This window comes from Chryseobacterium sp. CFS2 (genome assembly GCF_036543225.1).
Taxonomy (GTDB): domain Bacteria; phylum Bacteroidota; class Bacteroidia; order Flavobacteriales; family Weeksellaceae; genus Chryseobacterium; species Chryseobacterium culicis_A.
The window spans coordinates 589,375-612,803 of record NZ_JAZHQU010000003.1 but is presented as its reverse complement, the minus strand read 5'-3'; the positions used below and the strand labels follow the sequence as shown (position 1 = coordinate 612,803).

General features: G+C 37.8%; 19 protein-coding genes. 13 read left to right on the top strand and 6 right to left on the bottom strand.

Annotated elements, in window-relative coordinates:
- Nucleotides 1–39: 39 nt before the first annotated feature.
- Nucleotides 40–1,761: an amidohydrolase gene (locus ODR02_RS09665; RefSeq protein ID WP_309512300.1), complete on the bottom strand. Its 1,722-nt coding sequence runs from the start codon at nucleotides 1,759–1,761 to the stop codon at nucleotides 40–42.
- 135 nt (nucleotides 1,762–1,896) lie between these two features.
- Here ODR02_RS09665 and ODR02_RS09660 point away from each other — a divergent pair, with 135 nt between their 5' ends.
- Nucleotides 1,897–4,629 (top strand): sodium-translocating pyrophosphatase, encoded by a 2,733-nt coding sequence (locus ODR02_RS09660; RefSeq protein WP_309512299.1) that lies wholly within the window; start codon nucleotides 1,897–1,899, stop codon nucleotides 4,627–4,629.
- A gap of 143 nt (nucleotides 4,630–4,772) precedes the next feature.
- On the opposite strand, the gene ODR02_RS09655 is transcribed toward ODR02_RS09660, so the two are convergent.
- The gene (locus ODR02_RS09655) at nucleotides 4,773–5,912 is read right to left on the bottom strand and encodes an aminotransferase class I/II-fold pyridoxal phosphate-dependent enzyme (protein WP_309512298.1); all 1,140 of its coding nucleotides are present in this window, start codon (nucleotides 5,910–5,912) and stop codon (nucleotides 4,773–4,775) included.
- Between the two features lie 160 nt (nucleotides 5,913–6,072).
- Here ODR02_RS09655 and ODR02_RS09650 point away from each other — a divergent pair, with 160 nt between their 5' ends.
- The 6 genes from ODR02_RS09650 to ODR02_RS09625 all read left to right on the top strand — a co-directional run bounded on the left by ODR02_RS09650 (nucleotide 6,073) and on the right by ODR02_RS09625 (nucleotide 11,354).
- Nucleotides 6,073–7,113 (top strand): M28 family metallopeptidase, encoded by a 1,041-nt coding sequence (locus tag ODR02_RS09650; RefSeq protein ID WP_105682576.1) that lies wholly within the window; start codon nucleotides 6,073–6,075, stop codon nucleotides 7,111–7,113.
- Nucleotides 7,114–7,156: 43 nt separating this feature from the next.
- Nucleotides 7,157–7,606: a GNAT family N-acetyltransferase gene (locus ODR02_RS09645; RefSeq protein WP_309512297.1), complete on the top strand. Its 450-nt coding sequence runs from the start codon at nucleotides 7,157–7,159 to the stop codon at nucleotides 7,604–7,606.
- On the top strand, nucleotides 7,603–7,965 hold the full coding sequence (locus tag ODR02_RS09640) for a glyoxalase (RefSeq protein WP_209784731.1): 363 nt from the start codon (nucleotides 7,603–7,605) through the stop codon (nucleotides 7,963–7,965). Before ODR02_RS09645 ends, ODR02_RS09640 begins: the two co-directional genes overlap by 4 nt.
- Before the next feature lie 11 nt (nucleotides 7,966–7,976).
- Nucleotides 7,977–8,477 (top strand): endonuclease V, encoded by a 501-nt coding sequence (locus ODR02_RS09635; protein ID WP_309512296.1) that lies wholly within the window; start codon nucleotides 7,977–7,979, stop codon nucleotides 8,475–8,477.
- Between the two features lie 150 nt (nucleotides 8,478–8,627).
- Nucleotides 8,628–9,803, top strand: coding sequence for an acetyl-CoA C-acyltransferase (locus tag ODR02_RS09630; protein ID WP_309512295.1), 1,176 nt, complete (start codon nucleotides 8,628–8,630; stop codon nucleotides 9,801–9,803).
- Between the two features lie 240 nt (nucleotides 9,804–10,043).
- A complete protein-coding gene (locus ODR02_RS09625) occupies nucleotides 10,044–11,354 on the top strand; it encodes a T9SS type A sorting domain-containing protein (protein WP_309512294.1) in 1,311 nt (436 codons plus the stop codon).
- A gap of 122 nt (nucleotides 11,355–11,476) precedes the next feature.
- Here ODR02_RS09625 and ODR02_RS09620 read toward each other — a convergent pair whose 3' ends face one another.
- Nucleotides 11,477–14,818 carry a DEAD/DEAH box helicase gene (locus ODR02_RS09620; protein ID WP_309512293.1) on the bottom strand — a complete coding sequence of 1,114 codons (3,342 nt, stop codon included), beginning with the start codon at nucleotides 14,816–14,818 and terminating at the stop codon, nucleotides 11,477–11,479.
- Between the two features lie 134 nt (nucleotides 14,819–14,952).
- On the opposite strand from ODR02_RS09620, the gene ODR02_RS09615 reads away from it, so the two are divergent.
- Together ODR02_RS09615 and ODR02_RS09610 are read left to right on the top strand one after the other, a co-directional pair.
- The gene (locus ODR02_RS09615) at nucleotides 14,953–15,750 is read left to right on the top strand and encodes an SDR family oxidoreductase (RefSeq protein ID WP_309512292.1); all 798 of its coding nucleotides are present in this window, start codon (nucleotides 14,953–14,955) and stop codon (nucleotides 15,748–15,750) included.
- A 77-nt stretch (nucleotides 15,751–15,827) separates the two neighbouring features.
- Nucleotides 15,828–16,742, top strand: coding sequence for a helix-turn-helix domain-containing protein (locus ODR02_RS09610; RefSeq protein ID WP_309512291.1), 915 nt, complete (start codon nucleotides 15,828–15,830; stop codon nucleotides 16,740–16,742).
- A 176-nt stretch (nucleotides 16,743–16,918) separates the two neighbouring features.
- Here ODR02_RS09610 and ODR02_RS09605 read toward each other — a convergent pair whose 3' ends face one another.
- On the bottom strand, nucleotides 16,919–17,530 hold the full coding sequence (locus ODR02_RS09605; protein WP_309512290.1) for a GNAT family N-acetyltransferase: 612 nt from the start codon (nucleotides 17,528–17,530) through the stop codon (nucleotides 16,919–16,921).
- A gap of 192 nt (nucleotides 17,531–17,722) precedes the next feature.
- On the opposite strand from ODR02_RS09605, the gene ODR02_RS09600 reads away from it, so the two are divergent.
- The 3 genes from ODR02_RS09600 to ODR02_RS09590 all read left to right on the top strand — a co-directional run bounded on the left by ODR02_RS09600 (nucleotide 17,723) and on the right by ODR02_RS09590 (nucleotide 20,601).
- A complete protein-coding gene (locus tag ODR02_RS09600; protein WP_309512289.1) occupies nucleotides 17,723–18,877 on the top strand; it encodes an MFS transporter in 1,155 nt (384 codons plus the stop codon).
- A gap of 124 nt (nucleotides 18,878–19,001) precedes the next feature.
- The gene (locus ODR02_RS09595) at nucleotides 19,002–19,859 is read left to right on the top strand and encodes a helix-turn-helix domain-containing protein (protein ID WP_309512288.1); all 858 of its coding nucleotides are present in this window, start codon (nucleotides 19,002–19,004) and stop codon (nucleotides 19,857–19,859) included.
- A 91-nt stretch (nucleotides 19,860–19,950) separates the two neighbouring features.
- Nucleotides 19,951–20,601, top strand: a complete 651-nt coding sequence (locus ODR02_RS09590) for an HD domain-containing protein (RefSeq protein WP_105682565.1) — start codon at nucleotides 19,951–19,953, stop codon at nucleotides 20,599–20,601.
- A gap of 64 nt (nucleotides 20,602–20,665) precedes the next feature.
- Here the strand turns inward: ODR02_RS09590 and ODR02_RS09585 are convergent, their stop codons facing one another.
- Together ODR02_RS09585 and ODR02_RS09580 are read right to left on the bottom strand one after the other, a co-directional pair.
- The gene (locus ODR02_RS09585) at nucleotides 20,666–21,055 is read right to left on the bottom strand and encodes a hypothetical protein (protein WP_309512287.1); all 390 of its coding nucleotides are present in this window, start codon (nucleotides 21,053–21,055) and stop codon (nucleotides 20,666–20,668) included.
- A gap of 39 nt (nucleotides 21,056–21,094) precedes the next feature.
- Nucleotides 21,095–22,471 carry an MFS transporter gene (locus ODR02_RS09580; protein WP_309512286.1) on the bottom strand — a complete coding sequence of 459 codons (1,377 nt, stop codon included), beginning with the start codon at nucleotides 22,469–22,471 and terminating at the stop codon, nucleotides 21,095–21,097.
- Nucleotides 22,472–22,542: 71 nt separating this feature from the next.
- On the opposite strand from ODR02_RS09580, the gene ODR02_RS09575 reads away from it, so the two are divergent.
- Nucleotides 22,543–23,391 (top strand): AraC family transcriptional regulator, encoded by an 849-nt coding sequence (locus ODR02_RS09575; RefSeq protein WP_309512285.1) that lies wholly within the window; start codon nucleotides 22,543–22,545, stop codon nucleotides 23,389–23,391.
- Nucleotides 23,392–23,429: the final 38 nt, after the last annotated feature.

Below are 23,429 nucleotides of genomic sequence, written 5' to 3'. Positions count from 1 at the left end.
ATAAGTCTTAATGGATATTATAATGCAGGTAAAACAGATTTACTTTCTTTTATATACGGAAATTCCATCTTTTATTGTTTCCAGAACCTTAATACTTCTGAGATTTTCAGGAGCTATGGTCAAAGGATTCTGATCCAGAATAACAAAGTCGGCTATTTTGCCTGCTTTAATAGAGCCTTTGATGTTTTCTTCCTGCAGCTGATAGGCTCCGTTAATGGTAATGGCTTTTAACGCTTCAATAGGAGAGATTCTTTCATTGGGTCCTAAGATCATTCCTGACCGTGTCTTTCTGTTCACAGCTGCATATACTGCGGTAATCAGATCTGGTGGGGTAACCGGAGCATCATGATGAATGGTAAACGTAATTCCTGCTTTTAATGCTGAATGGGCCGGGCTTATAAAAGAAGCTCTTTCAGGACCAAAAACACTTGAATAATGCCAATCTCCCCACAAATAAGCATGCGTAGAAAAGTAAGATGGAATTACACCTAATTCTTTTATCTTTTGAATATGATCAGGGCGGCTGTTCTGGACGTGAATTAATGTTGCCCGTAATTCCGGTTTATAAATATTTTCATCTTTTAACCTTTTAATAACGCGTATAGCCTGATCTATTGCTGCGTCTCCATTGACGTGAAGCTGTGCAGTTATATGGTTTTGGAAAAGTATTTTCAGATCGTTATATAATGTTTCATCCGTAAAGATGGGAAATCCTTTGTAATCTTTAGACTGACCTTCAGGGGGAATTAAATAAGGCTGAGTAAGCCAGGCTGTTTTACCTTGTGGAGAACCATCATCAGAAAATTTAAACCCGGCTAGCTTCAAACGGTTTTCATATTTCATATACTTGGGCTTGAAACTGGTGAAATCCTTTTTGAAATACTCATAATCCGGAAAGTAAACAACATCAGCTTTAAGAAGATGTTGATGCGCTGCTTTTTCTAATAGTGCAACACTTTCTCCCATAGTCCTTCCGTCACAAATAGTCGTCTGTCCATAGCTAAGCCATTCATCCTGAGCTTTCATCAGATTTTCCATGGCATGAGCTTGAGTATCTTTGCCCTTATTCATTTTTTCCGTTAAGGTCAGTAATGCGGTGAAGCTTGCATTTTCTTCCAATTTTCCGTTCAGTTTTCCTGTTTTCTTATCCCTTCCGATGTGCCCTCCTTCAGGATCTTTTGATGATTCTGTTATTCCCAGAAGTTTTAGCATGGCACTGTTTGCTACGCTGGCATGACCAGAAGCATGAATAACAATAATAGGATTGGTTTTACTGATGACATCCAGTTCTGTTTTTGTAGGATGACGATGTTCTATGATAATTGCATCATCATACCCATTTCCGATAACAGGTATATTATCTGTGATTTTTTTGTCTTTGATGTAGTTTTTAATTGTAGTCTGTAAATCTTTAATTGAATTTACGGTGCCATAAGGCTCAGGAGATAGATCTACAGCATCCATGATACCGGCTCTTGAAGTAAGATGTCCATGGACATCTATAAAACCGGGAAGAAGTGTTTTTCCATTTAGATTAATGATTTTAGTAGCCGGCTCTGAAAAATGTTCGGCATCCGATTTTGTTCCGGCAAAAAGTATTTTCCCATCTTTGACGGCTACTGCTTCTACTTGAGCAGGAGTATCTTCCATTGTTATAATAGGACCTCCGAAATAGAGTATTTCTGCTTTTTCTTGGGGAATCTTATTTTGACAACTGCTTATCACTGCAGGTAAAAGAAGAGTGTATAATATCCTTTTCATAAATAATTAATTCAAATCATGGTGAGAAACAAATTTACAAAATAATAGATTATTATTAGTGAATTTTATTATGTGTTTATAATTTCATTATATTTATAAGACTAATCTCAATTTTTTAATATAAAATAATAAACTATGGATCTATTTATGTTAGTGCCAATTTTTGGTGTCATAGCTTTGCTTTATACATTTCTTCAGAGCAACTGGGTTAATAAACAGAATGCGGGAAATGAAAAAATGAAAATAATCAGCGGCCATATTGCAGACGGTGCAATGGCTTTTCTAAAGGCTGAATATAAAATCTTAACGTACTTTGTTGTTGTAGTCGCCATTCTATTGGCTGTGATGGGCTCAAGCAATGCCAATTCACACTGGAGTATCGGAGTTGCCTTTGCGGTAGGAGCGATATTCTCTGCATCAGCCGGTTTTATCGGTATGAAAATCGCCACCAAAGCGAATGTGAGAACTGCTGAAGCTGCAAGAACTTCACTGTCAAAAGCCCTTAAAGTATCTTTTACCGGAGGATCAGTAATGGGAATGGGAGTTGCCGGACTGGCTGTGCTGGGCTTAGGAGCTTTATTCCTGATTATTAAACAGATCTTTGCGCCTGAAGCAACTGTTGATTCTCATGAAATGGAAAAAACCATTGAAATTCTCACAGGATTTTCTCTTGGAGCTGAATCCATTGCCCTTTTTGCAAGAGTAGGAGGAGGTATTTATACAAAAGCAGCTGATGTGGGCGCTGATCTTGTAGGTAAAGTAGAAGCCGGAATTCCGGAAGATGATCCCCGAAACCCTGCAACCATTGCAGATAACGTAGGAGATAATGTAGGAGATGTTGCAGGAATGGGTGCTGACCTTTTCGGGTCTTATGTTGCAACAGTTCTGGCCACGATGGTATTAGGCAGGGAAACTGTTTCTGATGATGCTTTCGGAGGTTTTGCACCAATTCTTTTACCCATGCTGATTGCGGGGACAGGAATTATCTTTTCCATGATCGGGACTTTATTCGTGAAAATTAATGATAATGAAGGCTCATCCACTTCCAGCGTTCAGAATGCTTTAAACCTTGGAAACTGGGGAAGTATCGTGATTACTGCTATTGCATCTTACTTCCTGGTAACCTATATTCTTCCTGAAAAAATGGTTCTCAGAGGTCATGAATTTACTAAAATGGGAGTATTCGGAGCCATTATGGTAGGTCTGGTAGTAGGAACTTTAATGAGTATTATTACAGAATATTATACAGCAATGGGGAAAAGACCGGTTTCCAGTATTGTGAGACAGTCTTCTACAGGCCATGCAACCAATATTATCGGTGGGCTTTCCGTGGGTATGGAATCTACTTTGCTTCCGATTATTGTGCTGGCAGGAGGAATCTATGGCTCTTACCTGTGTGCCGGACTTTACGGAGTGGCTATTGCAGCAGCAGGAATGATGGCTACTACAGCTATGCAGCTTGCTATCGATGCTTTTGGACCTATTGCAGATAATGCCGGAGGGATTGCCGAAATGAGTGAGCTTCCTAAAGAAGTCCGTGAAAAAACAGATATTCTTGATGCGGTAGGAAATACAACGGCGGCTACAGGAAAAGGATTTGCCATTGCTTCAGCAGCATTGACAGCATTGGCCTTATTTGCAGCTTTTGTAGGGATAGCGGGAATTGACGGGATTGATATTTACAGAGCAGATGTCCTTGCAGGGCTATTTGTAGGAGGAATGATTCCGTTTATCTTTTCATCATTAGCAATTACAGCGGTAGGACAGGCAGCAATGGCGATGGTAGAAGAAGTAAGACGACAGTTCCGTGAAATACCGGGAATTCTGGAAGGAAAAGCACAGCCTGAATATGAAAAATGTGTAGCTATTTCTACGGATGCATCCATCAGAAAAATGATGTTGCCGGGCGCTATTGCTATTATTTCTCCACTCTTAATCGGGTTTATTTTCGGACCTGAAGTATTAGGAGGATTTCTGGCTGGAGCTACGGTTTGCGGTGTTTTGATGGGAATGTTCCAGAATAATGCTGGAGGAGCGTGGGATAATGCAAAAAAATCATTTGAAAAAGGGGTAGATATCAACGGTCAGACTTATTATAAAGGTTCAGAACCTCATAAGGCATCTGTAACAGGTGATACTGTAGGAGACCCATTTAAAGATACTTCAGGACCATCTATGAATATCCTGATCAAATTAATGTCTATTGTTTCTTTGGTTATTGCACCTACTTTGGCTGTTTTACATAAAGATAAAATTGAGGCGAACAGAAAAGCGAAAATTGAAAGTCTTACCGGAGTTCCGAGTGCTACAACGGCTGTAAATGGAGATGCTAAAATAATTACGGTTATTCCGGGAGAAATTAAAGGACATCTTAATGAAAGTGGAGATTTTGTTTACGAAACAGGAAATATTCAGAAAATAAAACTGGATGGAGGAAAAACGATAGCCATCGGAGATGGAAGCCAGCTTTACCAGTTCTATAAAGTGGTTAAACAAAAAGATAAATCGGCATTAGATCCTAATAAATGGTATACCATTGAAAACCTTTATTTTGAGACAGGGTCAAGTGATCTGAAAGCAGAATCTGTGCTCCAGCTGAATACTTTAGCTGAAATTCTAAATGCTTACCCGGCTCTGAAAATAAAATTAGGGGGTTATACAGATAACAGTGGTAATGAGGATAGTAATCTCAAGTTATCTAATTTACGGGCACAAACAGCAAAACTTAAACTGCTTGAGTTAGGTATTTCGGCAGACAGAATAGAAGCAGAAGGATATGGATCACAGCATCCTGTATGTGAAGCTAATGACACTGATGAATGCAAAGCGAAAAACAGAAGAATTGATGTAAGGGTTTTGGCTCTTTAAAAACCAATTTTAAAATAATAAAAGCATCGCTCTGGCGGTGCTTTTTTACTTGCTGTATAAACTTGGTATACAAAGTAAATAAATATCTTATAAGTAAAATATCCCCAATCATCAGCGAAAATCTGTGTAATCTGTGGGAAATATCAAAGATTTCTTTTCAAGTGCTCCAACGCCTGAATAATCAACTCGTCTTTTTTAGCAAAGCTGAATCTTATATAATCCGAATTCTGTCTTGAGTTGTAAAAAGCAGAAAGCGGAAGGCAGGAAACCTTTTTCTCAATGGTCAGCCACTTTGAAAATTCTACATCTGTCATGCTTTTAGAAATATTCCTGAAATTAACAATCTGGAAAACACTTCCTTCCGCCATTTGTTCAACCTGAAGAGGAGTTTCCTTGATCAGTTCATTAAATGTATCCCGTTTTTTCTGCATGAGTTTTTTATTAACAGCTGAATCAAATACATCAAGATATCTGGCTATTGCATATTGAGCCGGAGCATTGGCACTGTAAGAAATATACTGCTGATGACATTGAAATTTTGCCGTTAAAGCTTCGGAAGCAAGCATATAACTGACTTTCCACCCAGAAGTATGAAACATTTTCCCAAAAGAAAAAATACAGAACGTCTTTTCCCTGAGTTCAGGATGAATAAAAGAACTGTAATGTTCATTCCCGTCATAACAATAAGTGTCATATATTTCTTCCGAAATTAAATAGATATTGCGGTCTTTAATCAGTTCATACAGTTGATTCCAGTCTTCCTTTTTCCAGATCTTCCCGGTTGGATTCTGGGGAGAGTTCACAATGACTGCTCTGGTTTTTTCAGTAATACAGCTTTTAAACCGATCCCAGTTGATGGTAAAATCACCATCAAGATCGTAATAGACAGGGAGTCCGCCATTCATAACAACAGCAGGTCCGTAGGTATAATAGGAAGGCTGGATAATAATGACTTCATCATTCTGATTCAGAATGGATTTAAGGGAAGTATATAAAGCAAAAGTTGCACAAGGAACAATCGTAATTTCCTTATTCGTAATGCTGATACTATGGGTCCGTTGGATATTGAAACGGATGATACTTTCAATGAGCATAGGATTGCCGGCAAGAGGTTCATAATGATGAGTATCTTTTTCAGCAGCTTCTTTTAAAAATATTGTAAGGCGCTCGTCTATATCAAAATCGGGAAGTCCCAGAGAAAGATCAAAACTTCCGTTCCTGATGGCCAGCTCGGACATTTCTGTAAAAAAGGAATAATGAGTAAATCCGTAAATTTTATCCATCTATTTTGTATTTTAATCAAATATAATAAAATTTTAATATCATATTATATTTAAAATTAAGGTGTTGTTAAATTTATAATGAGTTGCATATTATTTTGTCGTATGGATTAATCCTATTAGGATTCAATAAAATTTGTTATTTTTAAGAAATTTATTCTTTATGAAAAAAATACTTATTCCGTTATTTGCAATGGCTGTGGTAACCAGTTGTGGAACGGCAAAAATATCTGACGGGAATGCTTCACATCCTGTTTCTACAAAACATAACAAAGCATTTAATAATGCATACAAAGTAATCAATGCTGAGGATTTAAAGAAAAACCTGTATGTCATTGCTGCAGATGATATGGAAGGACGTGATACCGGAAGCAAAGGACAGAAAAAAGCGGGTGAGTATATGATTAATTATTATAAAACCCTGGGTATTTCAGCGCCTAAAGCATTAGGCTCATACTATCAGAAAGTACCGTCTGAATTTATGAAAAAGAGAGGAGGAGGCAATCTTCCTGATTCTGAAAATATTTTAGCTTTTATCGAAGGAACTGAAAAACCAGACGAAATTGTGGTGGTTTCTGCACATTATGATCACGTAGGAACCAAAAATGGAGTAGTTTACAATGGGGCAGATGATGACGGAAGCGGAACTGTAGCCGTAATGGAAATCGCTAAAGCATTCCAGCAGGCAAAAAAAGCAGGAAAAGGACCTAAAAGATCAATCCTGTTTCTGCATGTTACAGGTGAAGAACACGGACTGTTTGGTTCAGAATATTATTCCGAAAACCCTGTTTTCCCATTAGCCAATACGGTTGTTGACCTTAATATTGATATGATCGGACGTGACGATCCTGCCAACAGAGGAAAGCAATATGTGTACGTGATTGGTTCTGAAATGTTAAGCTCTCAGCTTAAAGTCATTAATGAGGCAGCCAACAAAAGAACAAATAATCTGGAACTGAATTATAAATACGATGATTTGAATGACCCTGAACAATTGTATTACCGTTCAGATCACTATAACTTCGCCAAACACAATATTCCTGTAGCATTCTTCTTTGATGGTATTCATGAAGATTATCACAAACCAGGTGATGATCCGGAAAAGATTGATTATCAGTTATTGGAGAAAAGAACTCAGCTTATTTTTACAACAGCCTGGGATATCGCGAACAGAGAAGAAAGAATTGTTGTTGATAAAAAATAATCAAAAAAATATTTAACGCCTTTGCGTTTACTAACAAACTACCATGAATATAATGATCCGGGAAGCAAAGCCAGAAGACATTTCACAGATTCAGTGGGTAAGAAATTCTGTGAAAGAAAATATACTCTCAGATCCGGGATTGGTTACTGATAAAGACTGTGAAGAATTTTTGTTTCAAAGAGGAAAAGGCTGGGTATGTGAGATGAAAAATCAGATTGTTGGCTTTTCTATTGCAGACCTTAAAGAGAATAATATATGGGCACTCTTCGTACATCCTGATTTTGAAAATCAGGGAATTGGCAGAAAACTTCATGACATCATGCTGGACTGGTATTTTGAGCAGAATAAAGACTTTGTATGGCTGGGTACTTCACCGGGAACAAGAGCCGAAAACTTCTACAGAAAATCTGGCTGGAAGGAAACAGGAAAGCATGGCAAAGATGAGATTAAGTTTGAATTGACCCATAAAGACTGGAAAAATAAAAAAATATGACACCAAAACTGAAATCTATCAGACCTTTTATCGGAGCACAAAATTTTGAAGTCAGCAGAAACTTTTACAGAGATCTGGGATTTGAAGAAGTTGTTCTGGAACCGAAATTATCACTGTTTATACGTGAAGAGCTTGGCTTTTATCTTCAGGATTATTATGCCAAAGAATGGGTTGATAATACAATGGTCTTTATGGAAGTAACCGATACTGATGAATTCTGGAAAGAACTTGTGTCTTTAGGACTTCCGGATCAATATGAAAATGTAAGGCTTACTCCTGTAAGAACGATGGATTGGGGAAAAGAGTGTTTTGTACATGATCCTTCAGGAATATTGTGGCATTTCGGAGAGTTTTTTTAAGGAAAAGAAATATGATTTACGCATTCGATACCTACTACTATGAAGATTATGCCAATACGGTCTGTATTGCATTTGAAGACTGGTCATCTGAAAAAGAAGTGGAAACTTTTATAGAACAGATCCCTGTGAGCTCTGAATATGAAAGTGGAGCCTTTTACAAAAGAGAATTACCCTGCATTGTAAGCCTTTTAAAGAAAATAACATTAAGACCCGAAGATATTATCATTGTGGATGGATATGTTACACTGGATAATGAGGGAAAAATTGGCTTAGGAGGATACCTTTATGAAGTATTGGACGATAAAACCCCTGTTGTTGGAATTGCAAAAAATGAATTTACAACCCCGGATTCCCAGCGAAGAAGTGTATTCCGTGGGGAAAGTAAAACGCCACTTTTTGTGACTGCCAGAGGAATTGACGTTGACGAAGTTCAGGTAAAAGTAGAACAGATGCATGGTGCTTACAGAATACCTACACTGCTGAAAAAACTGGATCAGCTGAGCAGAGCATAAATAAAAAAGTCTTACCATTGAAGTAAGACTTTTTTTTAATTTTGAATATACCAATCGGTATATTTTCTATCTTTGTTATAATTTCCTTACTAAAATAAAGAGGGATTTTTTTTAATTATAAATATACCGATCGGTATTAAAAACAAATCAATGAAAGAAGTATTTATATTATCAGCAAAACGTACTCCTGTGGGTGGTTTTATGGGAAGTTTGTCTGGATTTACAGCAACTCAGCTAGGAGCTATAGCGATTCTGGATGCCTACGAAAACATTGGACTTACTCCTGAACATGTAGACAGTGTGTATATGGGAAATGTACTCAGTGCCGGAGTGGGACAGTCTCCAGCGAGACAGTCTGCTATTTTTGCCGGAATTCCTGTAGATAAGGATGCGACAACGATTAATAAAGTCTGTGCTTCAGGAATGAAATCAGTAATGATGGGTGCTCAGCAGATCCAGCTTGGTCTGGACAGTATTGTAATGACGGGAGGAATGGAAAGCATGAGTAATGTTCCACATTATGTAAAGCTCCGTCAGGGAACAAAGTTGGGAGATACCAGCCTTATTGATGGACTGATCAAAGATGGGCTGTGGGATGTATACAATGATTTCCACATGGGAAGTGCAGCGGAATTAGGCGTGAAAAAATATGGTCTGACCAGACAGGAACTGGATGAATATGCTCTGTTTTCATATCAGAGAGCTCAGGAAGCGGCTAAAAACGGCAAGTTCAGTAAGGAATTGATCTCAATATCCATTGAAGGAAAAAAAGGGACTATAATCGTTGATAAAGACGAAGATATCGATAAACTGATTCCTGAGAAAATAGCTCTTCTGAAGCCTGCATTTGAAACTGACGGTACTCTTACCGCTGCCAATTCCAGTAATCTGAATGATGGTGCCGCAGCTATAATATTAGGGTCTTCCGAAGCTGTAGAACATCATAATCTGAAGCCACTGGCAAGGATAGTAGCCTATGCAGACGCAGCTCAGTCGCCGGAATGGTTTACCACTTCGCCTTCTGTAGCTATTGAAAAGTTGCTAAAGCAAACAGGTCTTCGTTTGTCTGATATCGACTTTTTCGAAATTAATGAAGCTTATTCCTCAGTGATTTTATCCAATCAGAAAATCCTGGGCTATGATCTGAGCAAAGTAAACATATATGGAGGAGCAGTTGCATTAGGACATCCGATTGGGGCTTCAGGCGCAAGAATTGTAACCACTTTGGTGAATGTTTTACGTCAGGAAAAAGGAAGATATGGGATTGCTGCCATCTGTAATGGAGGAGGAGGTGCTTCCGCAATTCTTATTGAAAATATAGACTAAAGCAGTAAATACCCTAAATTTTTATCCTTATTATTAAAAAAGATCTTTCTTGAAGTAAAATTGAGAAAGATCTTTTTGCATAGGTAACGGATTGATTATCCATTAATAAATCAAATTATTAAATGTGTACAGGCGGAGCGCTGACTGGTTATTTTTATTAAACTGATAAATATCATTGCTATGTTATTTTTATTCATTCTAAATAAATATAAATTTGTCTCAAGAAATTTTACAAAGAAAATGAAAAAAATAACTACTCTTTCTGGTATTGTACTTGCCTCGCTGATGAATGCACAGGCGCAGTATTGTATGCCGGCCTTTCAGTATGGAGCTGACAGCAATATGATTAGCCATGTAACTTTCGGGAACATTAATAATTCATCTCCTGTTCAGTCCGGGAACGCACAAGTCTATGAGAATTTTACCTCAATGTCTACTGATTTACAATCCGGAAGTAATTACAATATATCTGTGACTGGGCCTTCCAGCACATTTCCAAGTGATGTAGTTGTTTTTATAGACTTTAATCAGAATGGTAATCTTGATGATGCCGGAGAAAGCTTCTATATTGGAAGACTTGAAGCAGCCAATCCAGCCAATGCGTTTACCATCAACAATACAATAACGATTCCTGCCACTGCAGCCAACGGAAGTACAAGAATGAGGGTGCTTAAAAATACAAATGTTCAGGCGTATTCTAATCCTGCAGCCCCAAATTCTATCAGTACTGCATGTGATACCAGTTTAAGAGCGGGACAGACAGAGGATTATACGGTTAATATTATAGGACAGACCGCCAATTTCCCGGCTCCTTATTGCGGTACTGAAAATATTACAAGTTTGACCGTAAGTGAGATCAGTACAGTAGAATTTGCCGGAGTTGTTAGAAACAGTGCGCTCGACGGGAATTCTGATGTTCTTGAAAACTTTACAGCAACGGTTTACAATGTCAATCGTGGAAATACCTATCCGATAACAGTTACAGGAGGTACACATGGACAAAATACGGTATCAGCCTATGCTTATATTGATTTTAACCATAATAATCAGTTTGATGCTGATGAACAATTTAATCTTGGATACCTGGATAACTCCAATCCGGTTTCTGGTCAGCAATCCGGGGTTACAACAGGTAATATAACCATTCCGGCAGGAGCACAACTGGGAGAAACCCGTTTCAGACTGGTAAAAGCTTATGAATCCAATTCATGGATGGGAGCTTTGAAGAATCTTCCGTGTCCTTCAGGTTGGTTTATTGGTCAGGCAGAGGATTATACTTTAAATATTCAGCCTGAGAGTCTTTCAACCATTGAAGTTTCTAAAGAAGCTTCAGCCTATGTAAAAATATATCCAAATCCTACCCCAAATTCTGTAACAATTAAGATGAAAGAAGGATTGGAGAAATATGAAATTTACAACATGTCCGGGCAAAAACTGCTGGAAGGAAATTCAGTAACGGTTTCTATGGATAGTTTTGTTCCGGGAACTTATCTGATTAAAATTCAGACAAAAAATCAAAAACTCATCACAGAAAAGATTATCAAGAAATAGACACATCATATCTAAATCATATCCATATCAATTTTTGTTTTTTAATCGACAGGCTAGGACCTGTCGGTTTTTTTTATGTTAGGAACAATAGAATTCCTGTATTTGAGTCGCTTTTAGTGGTATTATGAACCGGATTCCAGTAAATCCATAAGATCCTGCTTAGATAGCCCTTGAAGCTTTTTCCCATCAGTTGCAAGCAGATTCTGAGCCAGTTGTTTTTTCTTTTTCTGAAGCGTAAGTATTTTTTCCTCTACAGTATTGGAACAAATCATTCTTACAGCAATTACATTTTTAGTTTGTCCTATACGATAACTACGGTCAATAGCCTGGTTTTCAGAAGCAGGATTCCACCAGGGATCTACAAGATAGATATAATCTGCCTCAGTAAGGTTGAGACCTACACCACCAGCCTTCAAGCTGATCAGAAACACACGGATATTTTCATTCCTCTGGAAATTCGCTACTTTTTCCCCTCTGTTCTTACTTTGTCCCGTTAAATATTCAAACTGAATGTTGTGCTTTTCAAGTTCAGCCTTAATCAGATCCAGCATTCCAACAAACTGAGAGAAAACAAGGATTTTATGATCTTTGGATTTGCCAAGGATCTGCTCCATCAGAATTTCGATTTTAACGGCATTTTCACCGGAATATCCCTCCTTCATCAAAACAGGAGAATTACAGATCTGTCTGAGTCTTGTAAGCCCTGTAAGAACGTGCATACTGTTTTTGTTCAGGTCATCGTCATCATTGGCTGCAATAAATTCACGAAGTTCCTTTTCATAGGCATCGTAGATCTTACGCTGTTCTGTATTCATTTCACAGTAAATTACTGTTTCTGTCTTTTCAGGAAGTTCCTTTGCAACCTGTTTCTTCGTTCTTCTGAGGATAAAAGGTTTGATCTTTTGCTGAAGTTCCACCGCCCGTTTGCTGTACTCGAATTTATCAATAGGAATGGCATAAATATCTTTAAAATATTGTTTGCTTCCCAACAATCCGGGACAGGCGAATGAAAGTTGGCTATAAAGATCAAATGTGCTGTTTTCGACAGGAGTACCGGTCAGTACAATTCTATTTCTGGACTGAAGCAGGCGTGCTGCTTTGTATCTTTCTGAATTCGGATTCTTAATAATCTGTGATTCATCCAGAAAAATATAATTGAAATTGAAGTTTTTCAGAAACCGGATATCCGAAAGAAGCATTCCATAGGTAGTAAGAACTACTTCATAGTCTGGCATATGAGCCGTTGTCTTTGGTCTGTCAGCTCCATAATGCAGCAGAACTTTTATAGAAGGAGCAAATCTGCTCATTTCTTCCTGCCAGTTGAAAAGCAGGGAAGTAGGAACTACAACCAGATGAGTGGTATGGCCTCGTTTTTCCCTCTGCGACAGGATAAAAGCAATGATCTGGATGGTTTTTCCCAATCCCATATCGTCTGCAAGACATCCACCGAAGTTGAATTCGTCAAGAAAATTAAGCCAGTTCAGTCCGTCATGCTGATAATCCCTCAGTTCGGCATTCAGTTCAGCAGGAACAGCCACTTCCGGAATGTCTTTTACTTTTGAAAATTTCGTGGAATATGAAGTAAGTTCTTCCTGAACTTCTTTACTCAGGACTTCTTTTTCAAACAATGCGGTAACTTCCGTAAAATTGATTTTCGGAATCTTTAAAAGTTCTTCATCAATTTCTCCTGCATGAAAGTAAGCGGATATTTTGTCTATCCATTCTTCAGGAAGAATTCCCATGCTGCCATCATCCAACTGAACAAATTTACTCTTGTTTCGGATCGCACGGTGAAGTTGTTTCAGGGAAGCTTCTTTCGGACCAAATCCTACTTTTAATTTGGCATTAAACCAATCCAGCCCACTGGTAATCTGAATATTGATTTTAGCACGGTGAGCGTTTAATTTATTGTTTTTTAATTCGTTAAAGCCTAGTATGATTATTCCTTCATTTCTCCAGGTCTCAAATGCATCAAGAAACCAGTTGTTATCCAGAAACTTATCTCTGTGAAGATAAAAATACTGATATCCGTCCATCTGTTCTTCAAAATCAGGATGCTGCTGCATAACCAAAGAAGTAAAGCGGGCTTCTGCAGATTCATTTCTTTCTATTTTGAATGGATTTCCATTCTGATCTGTATCAAAAAGCTGCTTCCTGGAATACACCGGAACTTCTACATTTCCGTATTTCATAACGGGAGTAATTCCTATATAATTTTCCTGCTGACGAAGATAAATAACCCTTTCGGTCTGATAATTTTTATCTTCAAGCTGTACTTTTGTTGCAGGCTGTATATAGCTGTAATTAATATGAATACGTTCTTCTATCGTAGAGAGAATGTTCTGCATAAATGCATCATATTTCGAAGAATGAACCAGTAAAATTTCATTATTAGCCTTGAAAAACCGGATGATTCTGAGCATGTCCGGATCATCTACAAAGCTGAAAGTGTTGCGGTTATATACAAAATATTCATTTCTGAGAACAATATTTTTGAAAGGAACAGAAATATCGTTGAACAGCAATTCTCCGGTTATTTCAAAAAATGGATCTTTCTTAAATACAGATAATTGAATCTCCGCATCTAAAGTATTTAATTCAGTTCGGGAAAGGGACTTTGCTGAAACGGTTTCTGCAATTTCCCGGTCGTGATAATACACTTCCAGTTCCCGGGGGTTTTGTACAATGAGCTTTAAAGCTTCCAGTTCTGATGGATTATAATCTTCATTGTAATTATTCTGGAAAGAGGTAATGGCTGTAAAAAATTTGATGTCCACAGGTTTCTCTGCTTTCCATATCAGCTGCATGGCATCTACAGGAGTTACGGGGTTCTTTATTTTTCCTGTCTGTGTTATTTCTGCCTCCATCAGAGAGAAGGTCATATGATTGTAATAACGGTGCTTCCCGATGACCAATATTTGTTTTTTCCCGGTTTCCAGTACTGCCAGCTCATCCAGTTTAGAAGGAAGCTGTGGGAGAAGATCTTTGGTAAGCATCACATCATCTACGGGAAGCATTTCCTTGATTCTGGGGAGTATTTCAATTTTCCCGTCAGTATATTCAAGCTGAAAATAGTGATCCAGATCGGGTTCATTTTCAAGACCATATCCCTTGGCTTTAGGGAGAAACATCTTTTTACGGAGCATATCATCAAAAAACAGGCGGTAATTTTTATCCTCGATAATACAGTGGATAATCTCTGCCTGATGGGAACAAAGCTGTTCTTTTGGGTGGTCACACGTACAGGTACAAAGCAGCGAACTGCCTATTTTGCTGATACTGACCACCGGAAAATCCTGTAGTGAAGATTGCTTGGTAAATATTCCTGTATTGTTTTCAATAGCAACCGGGTAGATATCACGGAAATCCCTGATTCCGATAAACGAACTGTCTGAAGTATGTTTCAGCAGATCATATACGGAAAGTGTACTGATATTGATGTTATCAAGAATATATTCTGCCATAAAAATTGATGAAGACAAACTTACAAAAAACAAATGTATTTCAGCATCCGTTTTGGCTACAGCTTACCGCATTTTGGCAACTCCGGCGTTTCTTCTAATGCTGAACTTTGTCCTGTAATTTTAAACCAAGAAAAATGAAAACAATTTTTATAACAGGTGCTTCTACAGGATTAGGAAAAGCAACTGCACAATTATTTCAAAACAGAGGATGGAAAGTAATCGCTACGATGAGAAACCCGGAAGCAGCGGCCGATCTTACAGCTTTGGAGAACGTAACTGTACTTCCTCTGGATGTTACCAATCCGGCACAGATACAATCCACCGTGAAGCAGGCTCTTGAGCTTGGAGATATTGATGTGGTTTACAATAACGCAGGATATGGCCTTATAGGACCTTTGGAGGCTCTTTCTGATGATCAGATCGTAAAACAGCTGGACACTAATTTATTAGGGGTTATACGCGTTACACAGGCATTTATTCCTTACTTCAGAGAACAGAAAAAAGGAATGTTCATTTCTACAACGTCTATAGGAGGACTGGTTGCTTTCCCGTTAGGTTCTACGTATCACGCTACCAAATGGGCACTTGAAGGGTGGAGCGAAAGCTTGGCTTTTGAGCTTAATACATTGGGTATTGATATTAAAACGGTATCTCCGGGAGGAATCAAGACTGATTTTGTAAGCCGTTCATTGGATTCAGCATCCAGTCCTGCTTATGAAGAGATGACTAATTCTCTATTTTCTAAAATGGATGGAATGATGGAGGCTGCTTCTACACCGGAACAGATTGCAGAAGTAGTGTATGAGGCTGCTACGGATGGTAAAAAACAGCTTCGATATGTGGCCGGAGAAGATGCTAAGGCTATTTATGCACAGCGCCTTGAACTAGGTGATGAAGTGTTTAGAGAGCAGTTTGGGAAACAGTTTATTTAATCAGGTTTTTGAAAGACAGTATAAAGTAAATCTCATTTATACTGTCTTTTCCAACAAATAATTTATAATTTTATATCATGGAAAAGAAAGATAATGTTCCTTTGAAAATTTCATCCATATCAGAACTGCACAGTATGCTGCAGCTCCCTAAACCGCTTCATCCATTGGTAAGCCTTGTGGATAATACGAAAATGAGTATCAAAAAGGATATGCTGAAGAGAAGTTTTATCCTGAATTTTTATAAAATTTCTTATAAATATTCTATTACCGGGAAAATGGGCTATGGACAGGGATATTATGATTTCAATGAAGGAGGAATGATGTTCACAGCGCCAGGACAGGTTCTTTCTACCGATGAAAATGCAGAATATTCCGGGTATACATTACTGGTACATCCGGATTTCATCAGAAGCTATCCTTTAGCAAAGAATATTAAGAACTTCGGTTTCTTTTCTTACGATACCAATGAGGCACTGCATTTGTCTGATCAGGAAAAAACTACGGTAACAGGATTGCTGAATAATATTGAAAATGAACTGAATACAGCCATTGATGAAGTAAGTCAGGATGTTATCGTTTCTTATATTGACGTTCTTCTCAATTACAGCAACCGTTTTTATAAGAGACAGTTTATTACCAGAAAGACAGTCAATAATGATTTGCTGACCAAACTGGATCATGTGCTTGAAAATTATTTTAACCAACAGGAGACCTTAAATAAAGGGCTTCCTACCGTAGAATTTCTGGCTTCCACACTCCATCTGTCTCCTCATTATCTGAGCGATATGCTTCGTAATCTTACCGGACTGAACGCCCAGCAGCATATTCATGAAAAACTGATTGAAAAAGCGAAAGAATATCTTACCACTACAGGGTTCTCTGTATCTGAAGTTGCCTATGCTCTGGGATTTGAGCACCCACAGTCATTCAATAAACTGTTTAAAAAGAAAACCGATAAAACACCGCTGAGTTACAGACAGTCTTTTAATTAGAGACAGATCGGGATTTTCTAAAGGAATAGGTATGCTTCAGTGAGCATGGAAGAAAGAAGAATTTGTTTCAAAGAAAATTATAAAAAAATAAACTGAATTCAGGTTTAAACCTTAACAAAATTGACAGTATAATATCTTTTCCCATCCGGAATTGATTTTATACTGTCTTTTGTTGTTTATAAAGTGGACTGTTTTTCTTTTATCAGAGTTTCGATCTTAAGCTTTGCGGCATTCCATTCATCATCTAAAATACTGTAATAGGCAGCATTTCTTGTACTGCCGTCACTGAGAACCTTGTCTTTGCGTAAAATACCTTCAAATACACCGCCGATTTTTTCAATGGCTTTTCTCGATCTGAAGTTATTGTCTTTCGTTTTTAATTGTACTCTGTTTGTTTTCAAAATATCAAAACAGAAGGTGAGAAGCAGTAATTTGCATTCAAGATTAATGGCTGTTCCCCAGAATTCCTTGGTAATCCATGTCCATCCGATTTCCAGCTTTCTGTCTGCAGGGTATATTTCAAAAAAACGGGTGGAGCCGATCAGTTTTCCGGTTTCTTTATGACGGATTACAAAGGGATATTGATTTCCGGTTTCCCTTTCTGACAAGGCAAATTCATAGCTTTTATAAAACAGATCTTTATCTGAGCAGTCTGTAGGAATCAGTGCCCAGAGTTCTTTATCTGAAGCGGCAGTAAATAATTCTTCAAGATGTTCTTTTTCAAGAGGAATTAACTCAACCGTTTCTCCTTCTAAAATTGTTGGATAGGAAATCCATTTTTCTTTCATGGTTTATTTTTATAGAACGAAATTAATGAAAAATGAAGATCAGTGTTCCAAAAACACAGTGATTTTCTACCATATTGAAGTCTGCTTTCCTACTTATTGGTTAAAATGGAACATAAAAATGACAAAAATGAACTAGATTTTAATGCATGTCCGTATCTAACTTTGCAAAAGGAATTTTATTACCCTGTTATAATGAACGAGAGAGAATCTTTTAATGCAAAAATGCCGACAGCCTGCTTCTTACTTTTTTTTGCCCATGGGCTTGTTTTTTCTTCCTGGGCGAGCCGGATTCCCATCATAAAAAATGCTCTTTCGATCAATGAAGCAGAATTGGGAACCCTTTTGCTTCTCATGCCAATAGGACAGCTTTCTACAATGGTTTTAGCCGGAAAATTGATCAGTGTCTACGGAAGCAGCTGGATTATTAAAAGATGCTTTTTATTGTATCCTTTTTTTCTTTTGTTAATCGGGTTAGCTCCTTCTTACTGGACGCTGGCCGTTGTTCTGTTCTTCTTTGGCGTTTCCGGAAATATGTGCAATATAGCGATCAATACACAGGCTATTGAAATAGAATCTATAACAAAAAGAACACTTCTTTCTTCGTATCACGGAGCCTGGTGTTTTGCAGGCCTTACGGGAGCGGTAGTGGGTTTATTAATGATCAATCTCCATATAGGAACTTTTTACCATTTTGTTTTTACTTTTATCCTTGTTGGGATACTTTGGTTCTATAGCAAGGGAAATCTGACTAATATTATCCATAAAGCAGAGCCGCAAACCCGGTCAATATTCAAATTTGTGAATCCAACATTGTTGGGACTGGGCGTTATTGGATTCCTGAGTATGGCGATTGAAGGGGCAATGTTCGACTGGAGCGGAGTGTATTTTCAAACGATAGTTAAAGCACCGGAGAATCTTGTTATACTGGGATATACGAGTTTTATTTTAATGATGACTTTAGGTCGTTTCATCGGGAACAGAATTATTGAGAAGTATGGGAAAAAGATTGTTTTGCAGTGTTGTGGAATCCTGATGAGCGGAGGACTTTTTCTAAGTGTTTTCTTCCCGGAATTATGGATCTGCATCATCGCTTTTATGATTATTGGCCTTGGAAGTTCTCTGAGTGTGCCATCCGTTTATAGTACGGTGGGGAAAGTGAGTACGGTAGCTCCAAGTATTGCTTTGTCTTTTGTATCCAGCATCTCATTTTTAGGATTTTTGATGGGCCCGCCTCTTATCGGATATATTGCAGAAAGCTTTGATCTCAGATATTCCTATGGACTTTTTGCCTGTTTTGGGATTTTACTGGCAATTATGGCCGGGCAGATGAAAGTTTTCAGAAAGTAATACGTACTCTCTTTTCAAGGGAATTCTGACATCTGTTAAGTATTTTTTGACATGTTCCGGCTTGTTGTCATTGACTAATGTTGCATTTCAAAATACTGTTTATCTTTATTTAAAATTTACTTTCATGAAACCGGTCTCAGCAATTTTAACCGAATCTGTTATTGATCATTCTTTTTCTGTAAAACGGCTGGAGGATGATATACCGTATTCAAGAGATTTTGTGAGACTTAATTATCACCATATTTTGATGATCGAAAAGGGTAGAGGAATTCTGACCGTGGACGAACATTCTTTTGATATAGAAGATCAGGAAATTTTTTTACTGTCTAAAGGTCAGATCTGCAGGTTTGAAAATAATACGGATATCCGTGGTTATTATATTTCCTTTGGCGACTGTTTTTGGGAAAAAGTACCTTCCAGTGCCAGCAATTGCAAGGCTGTGCTGTTTAATAATGCCGCTGCAAATCAAAAACTGAAACCGGATCAGGCTGAAACAGATGAATTTGTAAGCTTGTTTAAAAATTTACTGGCAGAATACCAAACGGAGGCTTATACCAACCAAATGGATGTACTGGCGGCCTATTTAAAAATCATTATGATAAAACTGGCGAATGTAAAAATTGTATCGGAAGAAACTTTTGACAGCCAGGATTATATTATTTACCGCAAGTTTATGGATCTGCTGAGCAGTCAGTATCACAGTCTTCATGCAGTCAGTGAGTATTCAGAGCTGTTGAATATTACCCCGAGAAGACTTAGTGAACTGTGTAAGCGGTGTTGCCATAAAAGTGCAAAAGAAATCATCAACGGACAGATTATTGCGGAAGCCAAAAGACTCCTTCAGTTCAGCGCTCATTCTGTAAAAGACATTGCCTATCAGCTTAATTTCAGTACATCGGAACAGTTCAGTCATTTCTTTAAAAAAAATACAGAAATATCTCCGGCAAACTATCGCAGTCATTTCATTCATATTGGAATGTAAACAGGATCGAAATTTTGACATGTCATCGGTATTTATTGATATTCTCAGGCATCTGTAATCATGATACCTTTGGATAAAATTAAGTAAAGATATGTCAGTAAATCGTATGAAAGAAGTAGCCGGAATTATGATCCCGGACAGTAAAATTGCAACAGAAGCCACAGAACTTCTGTTAGAACACGGAACAGAATTTATCTACAATCATTCTCTTCGAGTTTTCCTGTTTTCCTCATTAAATGCAAAACGTGAAAACAAAGTTCATGATTCTGAGCTGTTGTATGTGGCCTCAGTATTTCATGATCTGGGGCTTGTTTCTCATTACAGCAGTCCTGATCTGAGGTTTGAGGTAGATGGTGCCAATGCGGCACGAGACTTTTTGAAAGGACATGGGATTGCTCAGGATAAACTTCAGCTCGTTTGGGATACCATTGCTCTTCACACCACCATCGGTATTGCAGAACATAAAGAGAATGAAGTTGCCTTAATGTATTCAGGAGTAGGACTGGACGTGATGGGAGAAGGGTATGAAAACCTGAGTACAGAACATCGTGAAGAGATTATAAAAGCTTTTCCGAGAAATGATTTTAAAAAGAAAATTATTCCCACTTTTTTCGGAGGCTTTGAACATAAAACAGAAACCACTTTTGGAAATATAAAAGCAGATGTCTGTGCCTTCATGATCCCGAATTTTGAAAGGAAAAATTTCTGTGACTGTATTTTGCATTCTCCTTGGTCTGAATAAACTTGTCAGCCAGCCCGAATATCATATATATCCGGGCTGTTGACTTTCAATATATCAATGTTGTTTATATCCAATGCTCTATAAGGTGGAGCCAAAGTGCTTTTTCTTCATTCAAAAGAAAAACGGCTGATGAAGCTCTTTTGGTCGTGATTTCGCCCGTAACCTGGGTTTCAGTATAAGTGGCAAGGCCATGATGCCCGGAATGATTTACTTCAATATTTTCAACCTGAATAGTACGTTCCGGAAATTTTCCAAATACGGTGGGAAGCCAGTCTCCAAACATGGATAAAGTAACAGTGTCTCCATTTCCAGTGATCATTTTGAAATCCGGTGAAAATCCGGATAATAACGCTTTATAAAGACTTTCCTGATGTTCTGATTTTCCCTGAAACCATTTTTCAATATTCTTATGGAATTCTTCTATTTCCCAAATGATTTTTTCTGTATTGTTCATATTTAAATGTATAGTATTTTTTGATTTTAAATGGTCTTTTTAATCAATGATCTTCCTTAATCTGCTTCCTGCCCATATTCCAATGAGTTGAAAAACACCAATCATTCCTATAGCGACTACAAATGCTTCATTGAATCCCAGAATTTTTATCAGATTAAAAAATAGTGTTCCAATGATAGCTCCTCCGGTGACACTTCCAATCTGAATGCCTATGCTTATCAGTCCTGAAGCCTGCCCGGCTTTTTCTTTAGAAACCAATGAAATGGCTGTCCGCATCATGACCGGCATAATAGTACCATGTCCAAACCCTGCAATAAATAATGTAATATGGGTAATGAAAGATGGTTTTTGCTGAACATAAAATGCTGCTGCACTTATCACAAAGCCTGCCATCAACAATCCCAATCCTGTATACATCATTTTGTAAGTTGTCAGTTTTATTTTTGAAGTCACCAGAGGTCCCAGGAAAAAGGCAAGTCCATAAGGAACTATTGCCAGACCTGTCTGCATGGAGTTTTGATGAAGAAACTGCTGAAGATAATAAGGGTAGCAAATAAATAAACCTGCTGTGAAATTGTAAAAGAAAATAATCAGAAGGCTTAGTGCAAAGGGTTTCTGTTGCAGCAATGCAGGATCTATAAGTATCGGACGGTTTTTTTGCAGTTGTTTCTTCTCATAGCGTAGAAATGAAATTAATAATAAAATTCCTGCAAGAAGAACCCCGAAAATCCACCATGCCCATTCGAATTTCTGTCCGAAAATAAGAGGGCAGATGAGCATGAGTAATGCCAGAATCAACAATAAAGCTCCCATAAAATCAATACCTGTCTGTTCCTTTTTATTAAGGTCGTCCATCGTAAAATGAATTCCCAGAATACAGATAACGGTAATAGGTACATTCACAAGAAATACCATTTCCCAGGAAAAATGTCCCCATTGCATGCTTAAAAGAACTCCGCCAAACAATTGCCCAACCACTGATGCAAGACCAAATACAGAACTGAAAAGACTTACAGCTTTAGGTTGTTCCTGACTGCTGAAAAGATCTTTTATGGAAGCTAATACCTGAGGAGCCAGCAGTGATGCCCCCACGCCCTGGAACATTCTGAAGATAATGAGCCCTGTAACATCCGGAGAAAAAGCACAGGCTAGGGATGAAAAAAGGAAAGTATATAATCCCGAAATAAATACCTTCTTACGTCCGTAAATATCACCTAGGCGTCCACCGCAAACAACAAGCGCAGCATAGGTGAGTCCATAAATGGCAATGACCATTTGAAGCTCATGATCACTGGCATTGAAGGCTTTTTTAATAGAAGGTAAGGCCATATTAACAATAAAATAATCCAGGGGTGAAAGAAATGCTCCTGCGATCAGAAAATTGAGTGCCTGCCACCGTTTCGGATATGTGTTCATATTTTTTTATGCAAAATTACCCGCTTTGTGTCCTGTTAAAATTGTACTTTTGGAGGAAAATTGAGTGTATCATGAAAGGAATGCATCTTGAAGGGATTGAAGTAAGGGAGATACAACTGAAAGAAGAAGAGATGATGTTCAGGACAAAGACTTTTCTTTCATTCGTTTATATTGTCAAAGGAGAAGGAACGCTTATGTATGATGAGCGGAATATTAATTTTTCTGAGGGTAAGCTTTTCATTATTCCGGAGCAGGAAGTGTATCGTTTTAAAAGCAAAGCTGCGCGGCTTATCAGTATTCAGTGTCCGGTTGAGTTTATTGATAAAATCCGGTTGGAAGCAGATCGTATTGAAAGCTGTGAGAATTTGTATAAGCTGCAGTATATCAGTAATAATTATCACGCAAGGGCAGGATGTGTTTTCAGAAATAAAAACGATGAACATTTTGCAGAAACTCTTATTCTGCAGATCGTCAATGAATTTAACAATAAAGCAGATGATTATCTTATTATCCGCAACTGTATGTCAATCCTTCTCAATCTGATTGCAAGGAATATTATTCAGAGTGAAACTTCTGATCTCCAGGAAAACCGGAAAGCTTTTTCCATCATGAAGATCATCGCATATATTCAGCAGAACATAAAGGATCGTGAGAAAACAGGAATTCAGAAGATTGCTGAACATTTTGGAATTTCCGAGAATTATTTCGGAGAATATTTTAAACAACAAACAGGGACTTCCTATCAGGATTATCTGTTGGATTACAGACTAAAGCTGGTGGAAACCTATTTGAAATACAGCAGTGTCCGTCTAAGTGAAATTGCCTATGAACTTCAGTTCAGTGATGAAAGCCATCTTTCCAAACTTTTTAAAAAATACAGAGGAGTAACGCCTGGTGAATACAGGAAAAACTTCAAATAACTTTTATCTTAAATTCTTAATTCACAAAAAATATAAAG

Coding starts and splice junctions, on each gene's coding strand:
- ODR02_RS09665 (WP_309512300.1), bottom strand. CDS start 1,761: ATGAAAAGGATATTATACACTCTTCTTTTACCTGCAGTGATAAGCAGT.
- ODR02_RS09660 (WP_309512299.1), top strand. CDS start 1,897: ATGGATCTATTTATGTTAGTGCCAATTTTTGGTGTCATAGCTTTGCTT.
- ODR02_RS09655 (WP_309512298.1), bottom strand. CDS start 5,912: ATGGATAAAATTTACGGATTTACTCATTATTCCTTTTTTACAGAAATG.
- ODR02_RS09650 (WP_105682576.1), top strand. CDS start 6,073: ATGAAAAAAATACTTATTCCGTTATTTGCAATGGCTGTGGTAACCAGT.
- ODR02_RS09645 (WP_309512297.1), top strand. CDS start 7,157: ATGAATATAATGATCCGGGAAGCAAAGCCAGAAGACATTTCACAGATT.
- ODR02_RS09640 (WP_209784731.1), top strand. CDS start 7,603: ATGACACCAAAACTGAAATCTATCAGACCTTTTATCGGAGCACAAAAT.
- ODR02_RS09635 (WP_309512296.1), top strand. CDS start 7,977: ATGATTTACGCATTCGATACCTACTACTATGAAGATTATGCCAATACG.
- ODR02_RS09630 (WP_309512295.1), top strand. CDS start 8,628: ATGAAAGAAGTATTTATATTATCAGCAAAACGTACTCCTGTGGGTGGT.
- ODR02_RS09625 (WP_309512294.1), top strand. CDS start 10,044: ATGAAAAAAATAACTACTCTTTCTGGTATTGTACTTGCCTCGCTGATG.
- ODR02_RS09620 (WP_309512293.1), bottom strand. CDS start 14,818: ATGGCAGAATATATTCTTGATAACATCAATATCAGTACACTTTCCGTA.
- ODR02_RS09615 (WP_309512292.1), top strand. CDS start 14,953: ATGAAAACAATTTTTATAACAGGTGCTTCTACAGGATTAGGAAAAGCA.
- ODR02_RS09610 (WP_309512291.1), top strand. CDS start 15,828: ATGGAAAAGAAAGATAATGTTCCTTTGAAAATTTCATCCATATCAGAA.
- ODR02_RS09605 (WP_309512290.1), bottom strand. CDS start 17,530: ATGAAAGAAAAATGGATTTCCTATCCAACAATTTTAGAAGGAGAAACG.
- ODR02_RS09600 (WP_309512289.1), top strand. CDS start 17,723: ATGAACGAGAGAGAATCTTTTAATGCAAAAATGCCGACAGCCTGCTTC.
- ODR02_RS09595 (WP_309512288.1), top strand. CDS start 19,002: ATGAAACCGGTCTCAGCAATTTTAACCGAATCTGTTATTGATCATTCT.
- ODR02_RS09590 (WP_105682565.1), top strand. CDS start 19,951: ATGTCAGTAAATCGTATGAAAGAAGTAGCCGGAATTATGATCCCGGAC.
- ODR02_RS09585 (WP_309512287.1), bottom strand. CDS start 21,055: ATGAACAATACAGAAAAAATCATTTGGGAAATAGAAGAATTCCATAAG.
- ODR02_RS09580 (WP_309512286.1), bottom strand. CDS start 22,471: ATGAACACATATCCGAAACGGTGGCAGGCACTCAATTTTCTGATCGCA.
- ODR02_RS09575 (WP_309512285.1), top strand. CDS start 22,543: ATGAAAGGAATGCATCTTGAAGGGATTGAAGTAAGGGAGATACAACTG.